This window comes from Microbacterium wangchenii, assembly GCF_004564355.1.
GTDB lineage: Bacteria > Actinomycetota > Actinomycetes > Actinomycetales > Microbacteriaceae > Microbacterium > Microbacterium wangchenii.
This window is the reverse complement of record NZ_CP038266.1, coordinates 2,919,837-2,940,032: the sequence shown is the minus strand read 5'-3', so window position 1 is coordinate 2,940,032 and position 20,196 is coordinate 2,919,837. Positions and strand designations below refer to the sequence as shown.

The following is a 20,196-nucleotide window of genomic DNA, read 5'->3' as shown; positions in this document are numbered from 1 at the left end:
GACCGCCATCACCGAGGAGAAGTATGCCCCTGCAGAAGATCGACGACGCCGAGCTCTGGTACGACGAGTACGGCCCCGACGACGCTCCGGAGACGATCCTGTCGTGCGCGATGGGATTCGCCGGCACCGGATATCCCGAAGACCTCGCCGAACCGCCGACGGGGTACAAGGTGTACACGATCCAGGCCCGCGGTTTCGGCCGTTCCTCCCGCCCCGCGGAACCGCCCACCGAGGGGTGGCTCACGCGCTGGGCCGATGACGTCGTGGCCTTCGCCGACGCCCGCGGGATCGACCGGTTCGTCTACACCGGCGCATCGCACGGCGCCGGCATCGGATGGTACATCGCGGTGCGCAACCCGCACCGCCTGAAGGCGTTCGTCTCCGTCGTGGGGACGCCGCACGACCGCTTCGGGGTGACCGACTCCTCCGAGGGGCGGCGAGAGGTCATCCGGGCGCGGCTGGCCGGCGACACCGACTCGATCCGCGCTCAGCTGGAGAAGCTCGGCGGCTGGCTGCACGAGGACGAGGTGGAGCGCCGTGCGGAGCGCGACCGGTTCCTGGATGCGGCGGTGGCCACGACCCTGACCCGCGACGAGGACGAATCGCGCATCAACCAGGGGATGCCCTTCCCCGAGGCCAAGACGAACGACGAGCTCGCCGCGGTGCTGCGCACCGTCCGCGTTCCGACCCTCATGCTCGCGGGCATGCGCGACGGCATCGTCTCGCCGGAATCGTCCCTGCGCGGCATCACGAGTGTCCGCGACTCTAAGGCGGTGTTCTTCGAGAGCGAGGGGCACTTCATGACTCAGGAGATCCCCGAGCGACTCATCCGCGAGGTCCGGGTGTTCCTGGACGAACTCAACGGCACGGCCGAGCCCCGGCCGCGCCAATCGCACGACGACAAGAAGGTGGACACGATATGACGACCCAACGACAGCCGCGACGGCGCGGCGCGCTGCGACGAGCAGGCAGCATCGCCGCTGCCCTCGCCCTGGTCGCGGGCCTCGCTGCGTGCAGCCCCACCGCCGACACGGGCGGCGACGCCGCCGGCGGCGAGACGGGTGAGCGCGGAGAAGAGCTCGTGCTGCAGTTCCGCGGCGCGCCCATGAGCCTGGACCCTGCGCTGCAGGGGACGGCGAGCGGCTCGATCTTCACGGTGCTGGCCTACGATCCGCTCATCTACCAGGCGCCCGACGGCAGCCTGCAGCCGTCGCTGGCCACCGAGTGGGAGTTCACCGCCGAAGACAACAGCGTGTTCGAGTTCACGCTGCGCGACGACGTGCAGTTCGCCAGCGGCGAGCCCCTGACCGCGGAAGCGGTGGTCGCGTCGATGGAGTACTTCGTCGCCAAGGGCGGGGGCAACATGCCGCGCGTCGGTCCGATCGAGGCCGTCGAAGCCGTCGACGACTCGACCGTGCGGATCACGTACGGCGCCCCGTTCGCCGATGCGCCGATGTCGCTGACGCAGACGCTGATGCTCGGCAACATCATCGGGCCCGACGGTCTGGCCGATCCGGCCTCGCTGCTGCAGACGATGGACGGGACCGGGCAGTACGTCTACGACGCGGACGAGTCCGTGCCCGACTCGGAGTACATCTACGAGCTGAACCCGAACTACTGGAACCCCGACGCGCAGATGTGGGATCGGGTGAAGGTGCAGATCATCTCGGATCCGAACGCCGTGCTCAACGCCGCATCCACCGGTCAGATCGACTTCGGCCTCGGCAACCCGCTGCTGGCCTCGACGGCCGAGTCGGCGGGCCTGGAGATCGTGTCCGCGCCGTTCTACAACTGGGCGCTGCGACTGGCCGACGCTGGGGGCGAGGTCAACCCCGCCCTCGCCGACGAGCGGGTGCGCGCCGCGATCGCCCTCGCGATCGACCGTGAGGCGATCGTCAACGCGCTCGGCGGCGAGCACATGTCGCCCAGCAACCAGCTCGTGGTCGAAGGCACCGCCGGGTACAACGACGACATCGGGTGGGAGTTCGACCTCGAAGAGGCCCGCCGCCTCATGGCCGAAGCCGGGTACGAGGACGGGTTCGAGATGACCATTCTGGACAGCAGCCTGCAGGACCACCAGTCGCAGATCGCGCTGGCCATCTCCAGCGCCCTCGAGGAGATCGGCATCCAGGTCACGCTGGAGGTCGATTCCACCAGCATCCCGTCGTTCGCCGAGAAGGCCGAGTCCAAGCAGTACGAGGCGGTCCTGTGGGCCACCAACGGCGGCGTCGGCAACGCATACGCGGACCTGCGCAGCGCGGGCACGATGTCCAACCCGTTCGGCTTCCTCGACGAGGAGATGGAGAAGCTGTACGCCGAGAGCCTGGGGCTCACCGGCGACGAGCGTCAGGCCGTGTACGAGCGCATGAGCGAGCGCTGGCAGGAGGTCGCGGTGACCGTTCCGATCCTCACGCAGTACTTCGTCAACTACGTCGGCCCGAAGGTCACCAACGTCAAGGCGTCGCCGCAGAACCCGGTGATGCTCCCGGTGGGTCCGGAGCCGGAGTACAACTGGCAGCCCGCCGAGTGACTCGTGTCGTGGTGGGGGCACCGCCTCCACCACGACACCGACATGCGAAACGGCAGGTCCCCGATGTGGGGGCCTGCCGTTTCGGCGTGCGGGTCGTCGTGGCGCCGTTATGACACGCGGACGACGTCACCCTCCCACTCGAAGCGGGTCTGCAGTCCTGCCCGGCGGGAGATGTCTTCGATGTAGTCGGCGACGGAGTCGCGCTCGCCGCGGGCCAGGGGGACGGGGGCGGCGTCGCCATCGATCCAGCACGGGATGAAACCGGCGTGGATGCCGCTCTCGTCGACGTCGAGGATCGCGATCGCGGTGTTGCGGCTCTCGGGGTGGAAGGGGTACCCCGGCATGTCCGGGTCGGGGGAGAAGCCGTACATCTCCACGCGGCGCCGCGCCCACGCCTTGAGCTCTTCGGAGTCGCTGTCGGGGCTCGGGGTGAGGGCGTCGGTGACGGTGACGAAGTTGCCCAGGCCGTGGAAGATCGCCTTGCCGCGGTACATCTCGATGCCCCGCATGATGTGCGAGTGATGCCCGACGACGGCGTCGGCGCCGGCGTCGATGGCGGCGTGCGCGATCTCGTACTCGTAGTCGTCGATGCGGGCCGGGGTGTGGCCGTATCCCTTGTGCAGGGCGACGACGACGACGTCGACCTGGCTCCGGAGCGACTCGATCGCGGTGGTCATCTGCTGCAGCGACCGCCGGTCGGCGAAGGTGTAGACCTGGGGCGGGTTGCCCGGGTTCAGGTCGTCGAGGTCGTAGTGGGTGAGCACTTTGACGAAGGCGCTGCCGGCCTTCTTGCTCGTGGCCCACGACTCCCGCGGGCCGACGCAGTTGAAGCTCAGGACGCCGACGCGCACGCCCTTGCGCTCGACGATGGCGGGCACCATCGCCGCTGCCAGGTTCGCGCCCGTGCCGGTGGTGACGATGCCCGCTTCGTGTGCTGCCGAGAGGGTGTCGAGGACGCCCTTCGTGCCCAGGTCGAAGACGTGGTTGCCGGCGACGGTGCCGATGTCGTAGCCCGCGTCCGCCATCGCGCGCAGGTGCGCCGGATCCGACGGCGGCGAGGGGACGGTGAGCGCGGTGACGTCGGTCTCGGTCGTGTGCGGCACCTCGATCTGCCCGATGGCCACGTCGCTCGCGCGCGTCACGGGGGCGCTGGCGACGAAGTACGGATCGGGGTCGCCGTACTGGAGGACGATGTCGCCGACGGCTGCAATGCGGATGTTCATGAAACTCCTCAATCAAGTTACTTGATACTATGGCTCCATCGACAGAGGTGGCAAAGAAGGCCCGTGGCTGTCGCCGACACATCGGGGTGAGTATGAGCGGACCGCTCGAAGGCAAGACCGTGATCGACCTGACTTCCGCACTGGCGGGGCCCTACGCGACGCTGCTGCTCGCGGGATTGGGGGCACGGGTCATCAAGGTGGAGAATCCCGGCCGAGGGGGTGATTCGTCACGCAACAACTCCCCGTATGTCGGCGCGGACGGCCTGAGCCTGCGCCGCACCTCGCCCGATGACATGTCGGTGTCGATGATGCTGCGCGGGCGCGGCAAAGAAAGCCTCACGCTGGATCTGAAGCATCCGGACAGCCGCGAGGTCCTGTTCGACCTCGTGCGCAACGCCGACATCCTCGTGGAGAACTACAGTTCCGGGGTCACTCGGCGCCTGGGCATCGATTACGCCCGCGTGCGCGAGGTCAACCCGCGCCTGATCTACACCTCCATCAGCGGGTTCGGTGCCACCGGCGACCACGGTGACCGCAAGGCGATGGACACGATCATCCAGGCCCTGAGCGGGGTCATGCTCACCGCCGGAGAGCCGGAGGACGGCCCCATCCGCTTCGGGCTCCCCGTCGGCGACCTGGTGGCGCCGCTGTTCGCCGTGATCGGCACGCTGTCGGCGGTCCTCGAGGTGGAACGCACGGGCCATGGGCAGCACGTGGACGTGTCGATGCTCGGTGCGCTCACCTCGCTCGTGGCCTGTGAGCCGTTCGACGCGCTGGAATCGGTCGGCTTCCCGCTGCGCACCGGTGCGTACGTGCCCCGGCTGGCCCCGTTCGGCACGTTCCGCACGCGCGACGGATGGTTCGCCATCTGCGCGCCCACCGACCAGTTCGCCGCGGGTGTCCTCGCGGCCATCGGGCGCACCGACCTGCTGCAGTCGGAGGATTTCGCCACGCGCGACGCGCGCGTCGCGAACGCCGATCGTCTCCACGCCCTCATTGCGGGGTGGGCCGCGGAGATGACCCTGGACGCGGCGCTGGCGGCCCTGGAGGAGCACGGCGCGCCCGCGGCGGCGGTGCGCACGACCGCGCAGGCCGTGCGTGATCCGCAGGTCGTGGCGCGGGGCGAGGTGGTTCCGCTGGTGCATCCGAAGTTCGGTCACTTCGACGGGCTGTACGGATCGGGCCTTCCGGTCGTCTTCTCCCGCAGCACGGTCGATCTGTCCGCGCCCGCGCCGGGCCTGGGCGAGCACACGCAGGCGATCATGCGGGATCTACTGGGCTACTCCGACGAGCGCGTGGAGGGCCTGGCCGAGTCCGGAGTGCTCTGAGGCACGCCGCCTCGCCGCTCACCTACGTCGGAGAATCGCACCGAGGTCGGAGCATCCGGCTCGCATTCTCCGACGTAGGTGCGATGCTCCGACGGGGCTGGGCGCACCGGTGGGAAAATAGTGTCGCGGTTGCGCGGATGGCGGGCCCCGGGGCGGCCTTGGCCTCGTTCAGAACTCAGGAGAATCCGTCTCCGGAGGGGCCGCCGCGGGTGCCGGGTCGGCGTGTCTCCTGAGTTTTGAACGGCGAGGAGACGTCGAGCGCACCCTGGTGGAGCCGCCGCTCGCGCATCGCGAGGAACAGCGGGAACGTGAAGGCGAACGCCGTGACGGCCGACAGGACGATGTACAGCCACGCGCGCCGCATCCCCAGGCGCCGCGCCTCCACGACGATGAAGATGCACCCGGCGACGGCGACGACGAGCAGATCGGTGCCGATCGAGGCGACCGCGGGCCCGGAGCCGACGAGGTCGCCGAGGTAGTCGCGCATCTGCACGACCGACCACGCGTTCAGCGCGAAGGTGGCGACGAATCCCACGACGGCGAGCGCGAGGTAGGCGATCGCCAGCGGGGTCCAGCGGGATGCGGTCATGGCGAGCATTGTCCTCCTGCCCGCGGTGCGTTCAGTCGATGCGGATGCGGTGGACCGCCGCGGCGACGTGGGCGGCGGGGGAGTCGGTGCCCCCGGCGCGCGCCCACGCCTGCATCGCCGCGTTGGCGACGGCCTCGAATCCGCACGCGAGGGCGAACGCGGTGTCGTCGTCGATGTCGGGCACCCGCGCTCGGATGGATGCGGCGAGCTCAGTGATCCACGGCGCATAAGCGGTGCGCAGCCAGGACTGCAGGAGTGGCTCGGCCGCGACGACGCGCACCCAGGGGAGGCCCCCCGACCGCACGGCATCGTCCTCCGACACCGAGGCCACGACCGCCGCGTGCACGACGTCGGAGGGGTCGGCGTCGGCGGGAGCGGCGCGCAGGGCCGCTCGCAACCGCTCGGTGGCCGCCTCGATCGGGCGGGCGAGGATCGCCGGCTGCGATCCGAAGCGGCGGATGAGGGTGCGCACGCTCACGCCGGTGCGCTCGGAGATCTGATCCCAGGTCGTGGCGGCGAATCCCTGCGTGGACCACAGGTCGATCGCCGCCCGCGCGACGGCGTCGCGATCCACCACGGGAGGACGGCCGCGCCGGGCGGAAGTGGTCGTGTCCATGCCGGAAGCGTACTATTTATGGCAGAGGGTGCCATAAAGATCACCCGCGCGTCGGAAAGAGGAATCATGGGTACGTATGTCGTGACCGGGTCTGCATCGGGGATGGGGGCCGCGGTCGTCAGTCGCCTGCGCGAGGCCGGCCACGAAGTGATCGGCGTCGACCTGCGCGAGGCCGAGGTCGTCGCCGACCTCTCCACCGCCGAGGGGCGCGCCAGCGCCGGACGGACCGTGCTCGAGCGTGCCGGAGGACGCCTGGACGGCGCCGTCCTCGCCGCCGGGGTGGGGCCGATGCCGGGTCGTGAAGAACTCATCGCGGCGGTCAACTACTCCGGTGTCGTGGAGCTCCTGGAGGCGTGGCGTCCGGCGCTCGCCGCCGCCGGGAACGCACGTGTGGTCGTGTTCTCGTCGAACTCCACGACGACGGTCCCCGCGGTGCCGAGCGGTGTCGTGCGGGCGCTGCTGAAGGGCGACCGCGCGCGGGCCATCCGCGTCGCCCGGCGCATGGGCAAGAACGCACCGGCCATGGTCTACGCCGGGTCCAAGATCGCCGTCAGCCGCTGGATGCGTCGCAACGCCGTGACGGCGGAGTGGGCGGGTGCCGGCATCCGTCTGAACGCGATCGCCCCGGGTGCGATCCTCACGCCGCTGCTTCAGAAGCAGCTCTCCGAGCCCGAGGAGGCCAAGGCGATCGAGAACTTCCCCGTGCCGGTCGGCGGATTCGGCGACCCCGCCCACATCGCGGACTGGGTTCTCATGATGCTCGGTCCCTCGGCGCAGTTCCTGTGCGGGGCGGTCATCTTCGTCGACGGCGGGACGGATGCGTATTTCCGCGCCGACGACTGGCCCGTGCCGCTCGGTCTCACGCGCGTGCGCGGCTATCTGCGCCGCATGAAGGAGTTCCGCCGGCCCGCCTGACCGCGTGCCGCCTCGTCGAGAGTGCATCGACCCGGCGAGAGTGCACCGGATTCGGGGCACTCTCGCCGAGGTGATGCACTCTCGCGGGGTCAGCGAGCGGGGTCAGAGACCCGACACCTGCAGCGCGGCCCACAGCTCCGCGCGGGCGGGGAAGGACGACAGGTCGCTGCCGAGGACGGACTCGGCCTGTGCGATGCGGGTGCGCACGGTGTGCCGGTGCACGCCGAGGGCGGCGGCGGCGGCGTCGATGCGCGCGTCGTGCTCGAGCCACGCCCGGAGCGTCGGCAGCAGCTCGGTCCCGCGGGCGGCGTCGTGATCGGTCAGCGGGGCGAGGGATGCCGCGGCCAGCACCCGGGCGAGGTCGCTGTCCAGCGCGCCGAGGACTCCGGATGCGGCGGTCTCGCCGAACCGCGCGACGGCGCCGCGCTGGCGGCGCAGGGCCGCGAGCGCCTGGTCGTGGGCGCGGGCGAACTCCGCCCACGCGGCGGGCGCCGACACCCCGACCCGCACGGGGAAGCGGTCGACGAGCGCCTCGGGCAGCGGCGACTCCGGCGCGGCGGCCACGACGAGACCGTCCGGCCCGCGGCCGAACACGACCGGATCGGTGGTGGCGGCCACGGCCAGCCACTCCGCGGCGTTCTCGAGGGTCGCCGGCGTGCCCTCCGCGACGCAGACCGTCGTGGGCGCGGACGGCAGCACGTCCCCCAGCTCCCGCACGAACCGGCGGGCCAGCGTGACGTCGCCGGCCAGCAGGGCGTGGATCACCCCGGCGCGCAGCACGCCCTGGGCGCGCTGGAGCCCGTCGTTCTGCTCGAGGGCGAGCCCGGCCATCGCGATCACCGAGGTCACGACCGCCCGGCTCTCCGCGTCGAGGTGGCCCGACGCGATCGCCAGCACGCCGCGCAGGTGCCCGCCGCGGCCGAGGGTCTGCAGCGAGAACGGGGTGTCGCCCACGTGCAGCGCCGAGCCCGCCCGTGCGCCGCGGCGCAGGACCGCCGACACCTCCGTGTCCAGACCGCCGCGGGTGGCCGTATCCAGCTGCCCGGCCGGATGTTCGCGGCGGAGGCCCCCCGCCGCGTCATACAGGCCCACCCACGCCCCCAGCTGCCGGGCCAGCTCGGCGAGGGTGGCGTCCAGGCCGTCGGGGCGGAGGGCGGCCAGCGCGACGGCGCGCTGCGCGGCGAGGGCCCACGTGCGCCGCGCGTAGGACTCCGCCGCGATGGCCTCCGCGTTGGCACGCGCGACGGCGATGAACGGGATGCGATACGGCACTTCGAACAGCGGGAGCCGTGCCTCCAGGCACGCGGACTCCAGCAGGGGCGGGATGCCGTCGCGCACGACCTCGCTGCCGAATCCGAGTGCGACCACGCCGCGGTCCTGCAGGCGCCGGACGTACGCCCGGTGGGTCTGCTCGTCGTCGCCCGCCTCGGCGAACTGCGTGCCCGTGGTGAGCAGGACGAGCCCTTCGGACAGGAACGGGGTCGGGTCGGCGAGGTCGCTGCTGTGGACCCAGCGCGCTGCGCGGTCCAGGGCGGCCGGCTCCAGTGCGGCCTCGGGGGTGGCCAGGCGGAGCTTCAGATCGGCGCGGGACAGCAGCGCCCGCACCGTGGCGGCGGATGCCGAGGGGTCGACCACGTTCCGGTCCTCTCCCCGCGGAGCTCGCCGCGGCGTACAGGCGTTGGTGCCGAATGTACATGATGGTGAGTGCACGGGGTTCCCGCCCGTCCCTACGATCGCGGTCATGACCCTCATCGACACGCCCTCGATCCCCCTCGGCGGACCCGACCTCCCGCAGGTGCGGCGTCTGGTCACCGCCCTCCCCGGTCCCCGCTCGCAGGACATGCTCGCGCGCAAGTCGGCCGCGGTGGCCTCGGGCGTGGGGCACACCGTGCCGGTCGCCGCGGTCGCGGCCGGCGGAGGGGTCGTGGTGGATGCCGACGGCAACTCCCTCATCGACCTCGGTTCGGGTATCGCCGTCACGACCGTCGGCAACGCGCATCCCGCCGTCGTCGCCGCGGTGCAGGCGCAGGCCGCTCAGTTCACGCACACGTGCTTCATGATCTCGCCGTACGAGTCCTACATCGCCGTCTCGGAGGCGCTGAACCGGCTCACCCCCGGCGACCACGAGAAGAAGTCCGCGCTGTTCAACAGCGGCGCCGAGGCCGTGGAGAACGCGGTGAAGATCGCACGCAAGCACACCGGGCGCCAGGCGGTGGTCGCGTTCGACCACGCGTACCACGGGCGCACGAACCTCACGATGGCGCTGACGGCCAAGAGCATGCCGTACAAGAGCGGCTTCGGCCCGTTCGCCTCGGAGGTGTACCGTGCGCCGATGTCCTACCCGTACCGCGACGGACTGAGCGGCGCGGATGCGGCGGCGAAGGCCATCTCGGTGATCGAGAAGCAGATCGGCGCAGACAACCTCGCCGCCGTGCTGATCGAACCGATCCAGGGCGAGGGCGGGTTCATCGTCCCCGCCGAGGGGTTCCTGCCCGCTCTCGCGCAGTGGTGCCGTGAGAACGGCGTGGTGTTCATCGCCGACGAGGTGCAGAGCGGGTTCGCCCGCACCGGCGCGATGTTCGCCAGCGAGCTGTTCGGCATCGTGCCCGATCTCGTCACGACGGCCAAGGGCATCGCCGGCGGGCTTCCGCTGGCGGCGGTCACCGGCCGGGCAGAGATCATGGATGCCGCGCACGCCGGGGGCCTCGGCGGCACCTATGGCGGCAACCCGATCGCGTGCGCGGCGGCGCTGGCGGCGATCGAGGTGTACGAGACGGAGGACCTGGCCGGGCGCGCGCGTGATGTGGGGGAGATCCTCCAGACCCGCCTGCGGGCGATGCAGGAGCAGGACCCGCGCATCGGCGACGTGCGCGGACGCGGCGCGATGGTCGCCGCCGAGTTCGTCGACCCGGCCACCGGCGCGCCCCACGCGGCGCTGACCTCGGCCGTCGCGAAGGCATGCCTCGCGGAGGGCGTCATCGTCCTGACGTGCGGCACGTACGGCAACGTCATCCGCTTCCTGCCACCCCTCGCCATCGGCGATGAGCTGCTGAACGAGGGACTGGACGTGCTCGCCTCGGTGCTGGCGACCGCCTGATGTCGCACGTGCAGACGGGCGAGACCAGAGGTGAGGAGAAGTCGATGAGGGAACTGACGCGAGACGTCGTGATCGTGGGAGCGGGGGCGGCGGGGCTCACCGCCGCCAACGAGCTGCGCAAGGCGGGGCTGTCGGTCGTGGTGCTGGAGGCGCGCGACCGCGTGGGCGGGCGCCTGTGGACCGATGTGATCGAGGGTGCGATGCTCGAGATCGGCGGGCAGTGGGTCTCACCCGACCAGGACGCGCTCATCGACGCGCTCGCCGAGCTGGGGCTGGAGACCTACAGCCGCTACCGCGACGGCGACAGCGTCTACATCGGACCCGACGGCGCCGCCGCACGGTTCACCGGCGAGGTCTTCCCCGTCTCGCCCGAGACCGAGCGCGTGATCGGCGAGATCACCCAGCGCCTGGATGCGATGGTCGCCGAGATCGACCCCGACCGCCCGTGGGCGCATCCGCGTGCGGCGGAGTGGGACGCGATCTCGTGGGATGCGTGGCTTCGGGCACAGACCGACGACGACGAGGCCGTGCGGAATCTGGCCTTCGCGACCGGTTCGGCGATGCTGACCAAGCCGACGCACGCCTTCTCGCTCCTGCAGTCCCTCCTCATGGCGGCATCCGCCGGGTCGTACTCGAACCTCGTCGACGCCGACTTCATCCTCGACAAACGCGTCGTCGGAGGTCTGCAGCAGGTCCCGCTGCTGCTGGCCGAGCGCCTGGGGGAGGACGTCCTGCTCGGCCGTCCCGTGCGCGAACTGGCGTGGGCGGAAGCCGGCGGCGTGACCGCGGTGACCGATGACGTGACGGTGCGCGCCCGCTTCGCGATCCTGGCGCTCGCGCCGGTGCTGTACCCGCGGATCTCGTTCGTCCCGCCGCTTCCGCGTCTGCAGCAGCAGATGCACCAGCACATCTCGATGGGGTTCGTGATCAAGGTCCACGCCGTCTACGACCGGCCGTTCTGGCGGGAGCAGGGCCTGTCGGGCACCGCGTTCAGCCCGTACGAGTTGTGCCACGAGGCGTACGACAACTCCAACCACGGCGATTCCCGCGGCACGCTGGTCGGATTCGTCTCCGACCGCAACGCCGACGACCTGTTCCGTCTGAGCGCCGCCGAACGCAAGGAGCGGATCCTCGAGTCGCTGTCGCATTACTACGGCCCCGAGGCGAAGAACCCGGTCGTGTACTACGAGAGCGACTGGGGCGCCGAGGAATGGACGCGCGGCGCGTACGCCGCCAGTTTCGACCTGGGCGGTCTCTCCCGCTACGGCGCCGACCTGCGCACACCCGTGGGTCCCATCCACTTCGCGTGCAGTGATCTCGCCGGCGCCGGGTACCAGCATGTCGACGGGGCGATCCGGATGGGGCGGCTGGCCGCGAGCGCCATCGTCGCGGAGGCCCGCGCATGACCCGCCCCGTGGTGGTGGGCTACACCGCCACCGACGCCGGCGCCGACGCGCTGGCCGTGGCCGCGCGGGTGGCGCGGGCCACGCGTGCTCCGCTGGAGATCGTGATCGTCCTGCCGGATGAATCGCGCAGCGTCATCACGCCGCCCGACGCCGGCTACGGCCGGCTGGTGCGCGAGCAGGCGGAGCAGTGGCTCGCGCAGGCGCGCACCCTCGTGGGCGACGGGACGACGGCCGGCGGATCCGTCCGCTACGCCGAGTCGTTCGCCGAGGGGCTCGTCATCGCCGCCCGGCAGCTGGACGCCGGCTTCCTCGTCGTGGGAGCGGCGAACGGCGGCCTGCGCGGTCGCCATTTCCTCGGTTCGGTCGCATCGGAGCTCCTGCACTCGGCCGACGTGCCGGTGATCCTCGCCCCCGAGGGCTCACGCCACAACGACCCGGCGGCCGGGCTCACGCGCGTCACCGCCGCGGTGGGAACCCGACCGGGTGCCGACGTGCTGCTGGAGGAGGCCGTCGCGCTCGCCGTCGCGGCATCCGTGCCGTTGCGTCTGCTCTCGGTCGAGACGATCGACCTGCCCGCCGGCCTCGACACCGGCGCGATCCGCATCGCGGGGGCGCGGCACGCGCAGCAGGTGCTGGATGCGGCGCGCGCCGAGCTGCCCGAAGGACTTTCCTCCGACGCGGTCATCGCGCGGGGGGAGGGCATCGAGGACGCCATCGACCAACTCGCGTGGGACCCGGCGGAGATCGCCCTCGTCGGATCCAGCCGTCTTGCCCAGCCCCGCCGGCTGTTCCTGGGGTCCACCGCGGCGAAGATGCTGCGCGTGCTGCCCGTCCCGCTCATCGTCGTGCCCCGCACGCGCCCGAAGGAAGGAGAGCGGGCATGACCGCTCCCGAACGCGCTCCCGCCGCCTCCGCCCCCGCGGCCACCGGCGGCCTGTCCCGCAAAGGCCTCTCGGCCGGCACCGTCGGTCTTCTCGGCGCCGTCGTCATCGGCATCTCCTGCATCGCCCCCGCGTACACCCTCACCGCAGCCCTCGGGCCCACGGTGTCGGAGGTCGGGTTCCAGGTGCCGGCGATCATCCTGCTCGGGTTCATCCCGATGCTCCTGGTCGCCTTCGGCTACCGGGAGCTGAACAAGCACATGCCCGACTCGGGCACCTCCTTCACGTGGGCCGCGCGCGCGTTCGGACCGTGGATCGGCTGGATGGCGGGGTGGGGTCTCGTCGCGGCCACGATCCTCGTGCTCTCCAACCTCGCGGGCATCGCGGTGGAGTTCCTGTTCCTGCTGATCGACCAGATCGCCGGAAGCCCCGGGACCATCGCCGACCTGGCGTTCAACCCGTTCATCAACGTGGCCGTGTGCCTGCTGTTCATGCTCGCGGCGACCTACGTCTCGTACCGCGACATGCAGACCACCCAGAAGCTGCAGTACGTCCTGGTCAGTTTCCAGGTGCTCGTGCTCATCGTCTTCTCCATCGCCGCCTTCGTCCACGTCGCCAACGGCTCGGCGTTCGACGCCAGCCCCGTGGAGGTGTCGTGGTTCAACCCGCTCGCCGTGACCCCGGCGCTGGCCATCGTGGCGGGGCTGTCGCTGTCGATCTTCATCTTCTGGGGGTGGGATGTCACCCTCACGATGAACGAGGAGACCCGCAACCCGGAGAAGACCCCCGGGCGTGCCGCGACGGTCACCGTCATCACCATCGTGACGCTGTACCTGCTCATCTCGGTGGCTCTCCTGGCCTTCGCCGGCACCGGCACCGGGGAGCTGGGCCTGGGCAATCCCGACATCCAGGCCAACGTCTTCTTCTACCTCAGCGGCCCCATCCTCGGGCCCCTGGCGTTCCTGGTGTCGCTGGCCGTGCTGACCAGCTCGGCCTCGTCGCTGCAGTCCACGTTCGTCGGCCCGGCCCGCACGCTCCTGGCGATGGGTCACTACGGCGCGCTGCCGCCGGCCTTCGCGCGGGTCTCGCCGCGGTTCTTCACCCCCGGCTACGCCACGATCGTCTCGGCCGTCGTCGCCTCGGCGTTCTACGTCGTGATGCGCTTCCTCAACGAGAACGTGCTGTGGGACACCATCACGACCCTCGGCATGATGATCTGCTTCTACTACGGCCTCACCGCGTTCGCATGTGTCTGGTACTTCCGCCGGCAGTGGTTCGACTCGGCCCGCAGCTTCTTCTTCACGCTGCTGTTCCCGCTGGTGGGCGGCGTCATCCTGGCGGCGCTGTTCGTGCTCACCCTGGTCGAATCGCTGGATCCGGACTACGGCAGCGGTACGCAGTGGTTCGGTGTGGGCAGCGTCTTCGTGCTCGGGGTGGTCATCATCGGCCTGGGCATCGTGATCATGATCTGGCAGGCGATCCGCCGTCCCGCGTTCTTCCGCGGCGAGACCCTGTCCAAAGACGCCCCGGCGAGCATGCGCCGCGGACGGCAGACTGTGTGATGAGGGAGAAAGGACCGTCATGAGCGAATACGCCGTGATCAACCCCGCAACCGGGGAGAAGCTCGCCGAGTACGACACGCTGACCGACGCCGGCGTCGACGGGGCCATCGCCGCCGCGCACGACGCGTTCCACGTGTGGTCGCACACCCCGGTCGCCCAGCGCGCCGCGCGCCTGCGCCGCGTCGCCGAGCTGCACCGTGAGCGGCGCGACCACCTGGCCGCGCTCATCGTCCGCGAGATGGGGAAGCCGCTGGAGGCGGCGCTGGGGGAAGCCGACTTCGCCGCCGACATCACCGAGTTCTACGCCGACAACATCGAGCGGATCACGGGTGACCAGCCGCTGGAGATCGAGGGCGAGGGCACCGCCGTCATCCGCCGCTCGCCGCTGGGCGTGCTGCTGGGGATCATGCCGTGGAACTTCCCGTATTACCAGGTGGCGCGCTTCGCCGCCCCCAACCTCGCCGTCGGCAACACGGTGCTACTCAAGCACGCGCAGCAGTGCCCGGAGTCCGCGGAGGCGCTGCAGCTGATCTACCGGGATGCGGGGCTCCCCGAGGGTGCCTACGTCAACGTGCGGGTGACCAACGAGCAGGCCGCGGCCATCATCGCCGACCCGCGTGTGCAGGGGGTCTCGGTCACGGGCTCCGAGCGTGCCGGTGCCGCGGTGGCCGAGGTCGCCGGGCGCAACCTCAAGAAGGTCGCGCTCGAGCTCGGCGGCTCCGACCCGTTCCTGCTGCTGTCCACGGACGACCTGGACTCCGCCGTCCGCTCGGCCGTCGACGCGCGCCTGGACAACACCGGGCAGTCGTGCAACGCCGCGAAGCGCTTTCTCGTCGTGGACGGCCTGTACGACGCCTTCCTGGAGAAGTTCACCGCGGCCATGGCGGAGGCGACCGTCGGCGATCCGCTCGCCGAGGACACCGTGCTGGGCCCGCTGTCCTCCCTCGCGGCGGCCGAACGACTCGAGGAACAGGTCGAGCGAGCCGTTGCGCAGGGTGCCACGGTCGTCACCGGCGGCACTCGCGACGGCGCCTTCTTCGCCCCGACGGTTCTCACCGGAGTGACCTCCGACATGGACGCCTACCGCGAGGAGTTCTTCGGGCCCGTGGGCGTGGTCTACCGCGTCTCCGGTGAGGATGAGGCGGTCGCCGTGGCCAACGGCACCGGGTTCGGGCTGGGCTCGTACGTGTTCACGACCGACCCGCAGCAGGCCGATCGGGTGGCCGATCGCCTGGACGCGGGCATGGTCTACGTCAACGTCGTCCTCGCCGACTCTCCCGAGCTTCCCTTCGGCGGCGTCAAGCGCAGCGGCACGGGGCGCGAGCTGGGGCTCCTGGGCGCCGACGAGTTCGTCAACAAGAAGCTCATCCGCGTGGTGTGATGACGCAGGCCCGCCACGACGACGGCGTCGCGCACGCCCTCGCCGAGGGGGTCCGTCGATGGCGGCGGCGCCGGATCATCCGGCGCGCCGTCCTCACCGCATCCCTCGTCCTGATCGCAGTGGCGGCCGCGTCCGTGTGGCTGGTGGCGGACGCCCGCGAGCGCGCCCTCGCCGCCCGGGCCGTGACAGCCGGGCAGCAGGCCGTCGTGATGGCGACGTTCGAGGGCACCGCCGACCTGGCAGGGCGGATCGAGTCCCAGCGCACCGCGTACCGCGATGCCGATGCGCTGTGGGCGGCGGCGGAGGAGTCGACCTCGGCGTTCCGCGGCGGCGACGTGGTGCCCGCGGTCTCGGCCCCCAATCCCGGCGGAGAGAGCCTGCCCGGGGGTGACGCGGAGGCGCGGGCCCTGCTCGACGGCATCGGCGGCACCGCGGTGCAGATCGTGTACGACGGCGGCCCGCAGAACTGCGGGTACGCCGCGGCCGACGAGACGTACCGGGTGGCCCTGGGCGGCTGCTACGACAGCAGGTTCCGCAACCGCATCTTCCTCGCGTGGGATGCCGGTGCCACGCGCACCAATATCTGGCCGATCTTCGTGCACGAGGCGATGCACTGGTACCAGTGGGACCGCTTCTCCACGCAGTTCGCCGCCGCCGAGCAGACCGGCGTCGGGCAGGACGCGTACCGCGTGCAGATCGAGGCCGACGCCAGTTGCCGCGCGGTGATCCAGCACGGCGTGCCCGCCACGGCGTACGAGCTGTCGTCCGCTCCGTGCGACATCGCGCAGTGGCACGACGGGTGGCTGCTCGAGCAGCTCACGGCGCTGGGAGTCCCGGTGGCCGCCCCCGACCCCGAGGCGTTCGAGGTGCAGGAGGTGGTGCGCCCGTGATCCGGCCATCCAGAGCCGCCGTGCTGGGCGGCGTGCTCCTGCTGGGGCTCGCGCTGTCGGGCTGCGGATTCGGGCCCGACCCCGAGACCGTGCGCGCGCAGGCGCGGGTCGTCTTCGACGATCTCGTCGGCGAGATGGCCGCCGCCGATCCGGCCGTCCTGCGTGCCGTGGAGCCGGCGGCCGAGGCGGAGCAGCCGTGCGGCGAGGGGGGCCAGGGATCCCGGCGCGCGCTCGTGGCCACCGCGACGCTGTCCATCACCGCGGAGGCGGAGGCCGGGGAGGAGACCATGGCGGCACTGGCAGCGACGCTCGATCCCGAGACGTGGGACCGCATTCGTCCCGCGGCCGAGGCTGCGGAGCAGCACGCGTGGGCGTCGCCGGACGGCGTCGTCGTGACCGTCACCTTCGATGATCCGGTCCTGGTCACGGCCGTATTCACGCCGTGCCAGGACTGAGTGCGTTCGCGAGGGTGCGGGGGATGACGTAGACTTGCTGCGCAGTTGAAGTCTGCATTCTTTTGCCGTGCCCGCCCGTCGGGCCGACCCCATCGGACAGGTCACGGCAGTGGAATGCGGGCATCCTGAGGCCCTTGCGGCCTCTAGGGCGGTAGCTCAATTGGCAGAGCAGCGGTCTCCAAAACCGCAGGTTGCAGGTTCGATTCCTGTCCGCCCTGCGCGCTGGCGCATGCTGGCACACGGAAAGCAACTCAGGTGGGTTCGATGGTCCAGGATGAACCGAACGGCGAGCTCGTCGCCAAGCGCGACGTGCCGCGTGAGAAGAAGCCCGGCTTCTTCGCACGCATCGCCGTGTTCGTCCGCCAGGTCTTCGCGGAACTGCGCAAGGTCGTCACTCCGACCCGCTCGGAGCTGCTGAAGTTCACGGCGGTCGTCCTCGGCTTCGTCGTCGTCATGATGGCGTTCGTCTACGGACTGGACGTGCTCTTCGTGTGGGTGACCACGGCCGTGTTCGGCGTGCCGGGCGGATCCGTCCCCTGACCCGCGCCGTGAGCGCTTGCGGAGCGTCCGTGACGCCCGCCCCATCAACGGAAGAGATCACATTGTCTGAGAGATACCACGACGACGCCGACTGGGCGACGGCCGCAGAGCAGGCCAGCGAGGAAGACGAAGCCCAGGAGGGCGGGCAGCTCGCAGCCGAGGAGCGCTCCGTCGTGGCCGCCGAGCACCTGGCCATCCACGTCGTGGACGACGATGACGACGACGCCGACGACTCGCTGGGTGATGAGGACATCGACGTCGACGACCCCGAAGCCGATGCGGTCGTCAACGACGCCCTGACCATCGACGAGGCATCCGAAGTGGAGGCGGCCGCGGAGGTCCTGACCGATTCCCTCGCGGATGAAGAAGCCGAGCGAGAAGCCGAGGAGGCTGACGACGTGACCCCGTACGACGGACCCGACGTGAACGGCGAGCCCGACGAGCCGGTGCTGGACCGCGAGTTCGTGGAAGAGGTCGAGGCGGCCGAGGGCGTGGTGGACGAGGTCGAGGCCTCCGTCGACCCGGCGAATGCGGCGGAGGAGCCCGAGGGCTTCGACCCCACCGTCAACCCTGACGACACCGTCGACCCCGACGACACCGACGACACCGCGTCCGAGGACGACCAGGCCGACGAGGACGAGGACCCGTACGAGGCGTTCCGCGCCGACCTGCGGATGCTGCCGGGCAAGTGGTACGTCATCCACTCCTACGCCGGTTTCGAGCGCAAGGTGAAGGCCAACATCGAGCAGCGCAAGTCGACGCTCGAGGTCGAGGATGACATCTACCAGGTCGAGGTCCCCATGGAGGACGTCGTCGAGATCAAGAACGGCCAGCGCAAGATGGTCACGCGCGTCCGGATCCCCGGATACGTCCTCGTGCGCATGGAGCTCAATGAAGACACCTGGTCGGTCGTGCGCCACACGCCGGGTGTCACCGGGTTCGTCGGCAACGCCCACAACCCCACGCCCCTGCGCTTCGAGGAGGCCTTCAACATGCTGAAGAGCCTCGTCGAGGTCAAGGAGGTCGCACCGGCCAAGTCCGGAACCGCTAAGGGCGGCCAGGCGGTGGCCCGCAGCATCCCCGCCGAGGTCGATTTCGAGATCGGCGAGACGATCACGATCAAGGAGGGCTCGTTCGCGGGCCTGCCCGGGACGATCAGCGAGATCAAGCCCGAGAGCGGCAAGCTCACGGTGCTGGTGTCGCTGTTCGAGCGCGAGACCCCCGTCGAGCTCAGCTTCGACCAGGTCACCAAGCTCTGACCCTGTCGCGACGACGCCCCGCTGGCTCCGGCCGGCGGGGCGTTTCGCGTCATCGGTGCTGCGCGGCCCAGTGCGGGCTCTGGATGAGCCCGAGCAGATTCCCGAACGGGTCGGCGACCGACGCCGACCACCAGCCCTCCCCGCGTGGGGTGACGGGGTCGACCTCCGTCGCGCCGACGGCCATGAGGCGCTCGAGTGCCGCGCGGATGTCGTCCACGTGGATGCTCACCAGTGCCCCGCCCGGGCTCGGCAGCACGGCCCGGTAGGCGCTGGACATGAGGGCGAGTTCGTCCTCGTCGTCGCCGAACCGCCACTCGGCGTACTGCACGGGTCCGGTCTCGGGCCGCACGAAGTACGGCGGAGCGTCCAGGACCTGGGAGTACCAGGCGACGGCGGCGTCCATATCGGAGGCCACGAGGTTGAGGTTCGCCAGTCCGCGGAACATGTCGTTCTCCTTCTTTCGAGGTGGGTCATCCCACTCTTCCCGGCAAAGTGATCAGTAATCGATCACTTTCTCTGGAATCCTCGAGTCATGCGCGCCGACCGGCTCATCCAGGCACTCCTCCTGCTGCAGGGGCGGGAGAGCGTCACCGCCGCCGAGCTGGCCGAAGAGCTGGAGGTGTCGGTGCCGACCGCCCGCCGTGACCTGCAGGCGCTGCTGGATGCGGGGGTGCCGATCTATCCGCGCGTCGGCCGCGGCGGAGGCTGGCAGCTCGTCGGCGGGGCGCGCACGGATCTCACCGGGCTGACGGGCCCCGAGGCGTTCGCGCTCATGCTGCGCCTGACCCGCGTCGGCGCCGAATCGGAGGCGGCCGTGCGCGCGGAGAGGAAGATGCTCCAGGCTCTTCCGCGATCGTTCCGGGATGCCGCCGAGCGCGTCGTCGCCGCGACCGTGCACGAAGGGCCGTGGGGGCGCGATGAGCCGGTTCCGGCGGCCCCGCCGTACGCGCAGCTGCTGCAGGACGCGATCGCCGCGGGTGCCGCGGTCGCCCTCCGCTATCGCGACCGCCCCGCCGCGGTCGCGCTGATCCCCCTGGTGGTGGGCCGCCGCGGCGACCTCTGGTACGGGATGGCTGCGCCGCCGCGCGAGGGGACCGACGTGGCCGACGTGTCCCGGATGCGGACGTACCGCATCGACCGCATCGGTGAGCTGCGCGTGCTGAGCCGGCCCGGCCGCGCGCCCGACGACTTCTCGCCCGAGCAGGCGTGGCGAGACATGGTGGCCATCGTCGACGCCCGCCGCGGGGCGGTCGCGGCGACCGTGACGGTCGCGCCCGAGGTCGTCACGGCGTTCTGCCGGTGGTTCGGGGAATACGCCGTCGCCGGTGGCGGCGAGGCCGGGGGACGCGTGCACGTGGAGGTGCGGGCGCAGAGCGCGCGGGCGCTCGCGGAGCAGCTCGCCGGCTGGAGCGCGGAGGTCGAGGTCGTCGAGCCCGAGGTGGTGCGCCGTGAGCTGGCGGCGATCGGCGCGCGGCTCGTCACGACCTACGGTGAACGGTCGGACTCCACGCCATGACGGCTCGC

At 70.9% G+C, this 20,196-nt stretch carries 19 protein-coding genes and 1 tRNA gene; 15 read left to right on the top strand and 5 right to left on the bottom strand.

Translation table 11 applies throughout. The features are described 5' to 3' along the window. Positions 1 to 23: 23 nt before the first annotated feature. Entirely contained in the window at positions 24 to 923 is a 900-nt protein-coding gene (locus tag E4K62_RS14275) for an alpha/beta fold hydrolase (protein ID WP_135068557.1), read from the top strand. Next, positions 920 to 2,530 (top strand): ABC transporter substrate-binding protein, encoded by a 1,611-nt coding sequence (locus E4K62_RS14270; RefSeq protein ID WP_135068555.1) that lies wholly within the window; start codon positions 920 to 922, stop codon positions 2,528 to 2,530. The genes E4K62_RS14275 and E4K62_RS14270 overlap by 4 nt, the downstream gene beginning before the upstream one ends. 107 nt (positions 2,531 to 2,637) lie before the next feature. Here E4K62_RS14270 and E4K62_RS14265 read toward each other — a convergent pair whose 3' ends face one another. Further along, positions 2,638 to 3,753 carry a CapA family protein gene (locus E4K62_RS14265; protein WP_135068553.1) on the bottom strand — a complete coding sequence of 372 codons (1,116 nt, stop codon included), beginning with the start codon at positions 3,751 to 3,753 and terminating at the stop codon, positions 2,638 to 2,640. A gap of 92 nt (positions 3,754 to 3,845) precedes the next feature. Here E4K62_RS14265 and E4K62_RS14260 point away from each other — a divergent pair, with 92 nt between their 5' ends. Continuing rightward, positions 3,846 to 5,081, top strand: coding sequence for a CaiB/BaiF CoA transferase family protein (locus E4K62_RS14260; protein ID WP_135068551.1), 1,236 nt, complete (start codon positions 3,846 to 3,848; stop codon positions 5,079 to 5,081). Between the two features lie 175 nt (positions 5,082 to 5,256). On the opposite strand, the gene E4K62_RS14255 is transcribed toward E4K62_RS14260, so the two are convergent. Together E4K62_RS14255 and E4K62_RS14250 are read right to left on the bottom strand one after the other, a co-directional pair. Next, a complete protein-coding gene (locus tag E4K62_RS14255) occupies positions 5,257 to 5,670 on the bottom strand; it encodes a DUF2834 domain-containing protein (protein WP_135068549.1) in 414 nt (137 codons plus the stop codon). Positions 5,671 to 5,701: 31 nt separating this feature from the next. Further along, on the bottom strand, positions 5,702 to 6,286 hold the full coding sequence (locus E4K62_RS14250; RefSeq protein ID WP_135068547.1) for a TetR/AcrR family transcriptional regulator: 585 nt from the start codon (positions 6,284 to 6,286) through the stop codon (positions 5,702 to 5,704). 66 nt (positions 6,287 to 6,352) lie between these two features. On the opposite strand from E4K62_RS14250, the gene E4K62_RS14245 reads away from it, so the two are divergent. Further along, complete coding sequence (locus E4K62_RS14245) at positions 6,353 to 7,201, top strand: SDR family oxidoreductase (RefSeq protein ID WP_135068545.1); 849 nt, start codon at positions 6,353 to 6,355, stop codon at positions 7,199 to 7,201. A gap of 102 nt (positions 7,202 to 7,303) precedes the next feature. On the opposite strand, the gene E4K62_RS14240 is transcribed toward E4K62_RS14245, so the two are convergent. After that, positions 7,304 to 8,836, bottom strand: a complete 1,533-nt coding sequence (locus E4K62_RS14240; protein WP_240742704.1) for a PucR family transcriptional regulator — start codon at positions 8,834 to 8,836, stop codon at positions 7,304 to 7,306. A gap of 106 nt (positions 8,837 to 8,942) precedes the next feature. Here E4K62_RS14240 and gabT point away from each other — a divergent pair, with 106 nt between their 5' ends. The 10 genes from gabT to nusG all read left to right on the top strand — a co-directional run bounded on the left by gabT (position 8,943) and on the right by nusG (position 18,672). Then, positions 8,943 to 10,298 carry a 4-aminobutyrate--2-oxoglutarate transaminase gene (gene gabT / locus E4K62_RS14235; RefSeq protein ID WP_135068541.1) on the top strand — a complete coding sequence of 452 codons (1,356 nt, stop codon included), beginning with the start codon at positions 8,943 to 8,945 and terminating at the stop codon, positions 10,296 to 10,298. Positions 10,299 to 10,342: 44 nt separating this feature from the next. After that, complete coding sequence (locus E4K62_RS14230) at positions 10,343 to 11,704, top strand: flavin monoamine oxidase family protein (protein WP_135068539.1); 1,362 nt, start codon at positions 10,343 to 10,345, stop codon at positions 11,702 to 11,704. Further along, positions 11,701 to 12,588, top strand: coding sequence for a universal stress protein (locus E4K62_RS14225; RefSeq protein WP_135068537.1), 888 nt, complete (start codon positions 11,701 to 11,703; stop codon positions 12,586 to 12,588). Before E4K62_RS14230 ends, E4K62_RS14225 begins: the two co-directional genes overlap by 4 nt. After that, on the top strand, positions 12,585 to 14,147 hold the full coding sequence (locus E4K62_RS14220) for an APC family permease (RefSeq protein ID WP_135068535.1): 1,563 nt from the start codon (positions 12,585 to 12,587) through the stop codon (positions 14,145 to 14,147). The genes E4K62_RS14225 and E4K62_RS14220 overlap by 4 nt, the downstream gene beginning before the upstream one ends. Positions 14,148 to 14,166: 19 nt before the next feature. After that, on the top strand, positions 14,167 to 15,528 hold the full coding sequence (locus E4K62_RS14215) for an NAD-dependent succinate-semialdehyde dehydrogenase (RefSeq protein ID WP_135068533.1): 1,362 nt from the start codon (positions 14,167 to 14,169) through the stop codon (positions 15,526 to 15,528). Further along, on the top strand, positions 15,528 to 16,418 hold the full coding sequence (locus tag E4K62_RS14210) for a hypothetical protein (RefSeq protein ID WP_135068531.1): 891 nt from the start codon (positions 15,528 to 15,530) through the stop codon (positions 16,416 to 16,418). Before E4K62_RS14215 ends, E4K62_RS14210 begins: the two co-directional genes overlap by 1 nt. Then, on the top strand, positions 16,415 to 16,873 hold the full coding sequence (locus E4K62_RS14205; protein WP_135068529.1) for a hypothetical protein: 459 nt from the start codon (positions 16,415 to 16,417) through the stop codon (positions 16,871 to 16,873). Before E4K62_RS14210 ends, E4K62_RS14205 begins: the two co-directional genes overlap by 4 nt. A gap of 145 nt (positions 16,874 to 17,018) precedes the next feature. After that, positions 17,019 to 17,091 (top strand) — tRNA-Trp (locus tag E4K62_RS14200). 46 nt (positions 17,092 to 17,137) lie between these two features. Beyond that, positions 17,138 to 17,413: a preprotein translocase subunit SecE gene (secE, locus tag E4K62_RS14195; protein ID WP_135068527.1), complete on the top strand. Its 276-nt coding sequence runs from the start codon at positions 17,138 to 17,140 to the stop codon at positions 17,411 to 17,413. 62 nt (positions 17,414 to 17,475) lie between these two features. Next, on the top strand, positions 17,476 to 18,672 hold the full coding sequence (gene nusG, locus E4K62_RS14190; RefSeq protein ID WP_135068525.1) for a transcription termination/antitermination protein NusG: 1,197 nt from the start codon (positions 17,476 to 17,478) through the stop codon (positions 18,670 to 18,672). A 49-nt stretch (positions 18,673 to 18,721) separates the two neighbouring features. On the opposite strand, the gene E4K62_RS14185 is transcribed toward nusG, so the two are convergent. Continuing rightward, positions 18,722 to 19,117 carry a VOC family protein gene (locus E4K62_RS14185; RefSeq protein WP_135068523.1) on the bottom strand — a complete coding sequence of 132 codons (396 nt, stop codon included), beginning with the start codon at positions 19,115 to 19,117 and terminating at the stop codon, positions 18,722 to 18,724. An 87-nt stretch (positions 19,118 to 19,204) separates the two neighbouring features. Between E4K62_RS14185 and E4K62_RS14180 the strand changes: the two genes are divergently transcribed. Then, positions 19,205 to 20,188, top strand: coding sequence for a helix-turn-helix transcriptional regulator (locus E4K62_RS14180; protein WP_135068521.1), 984 nt, complete (start codon positions 19,205 to 19,207; stop codon positions 20,186 to 20,188). The last annotated feature ends 8 nt before the right edge of the window (positions 20,189 to 20,196 follow it).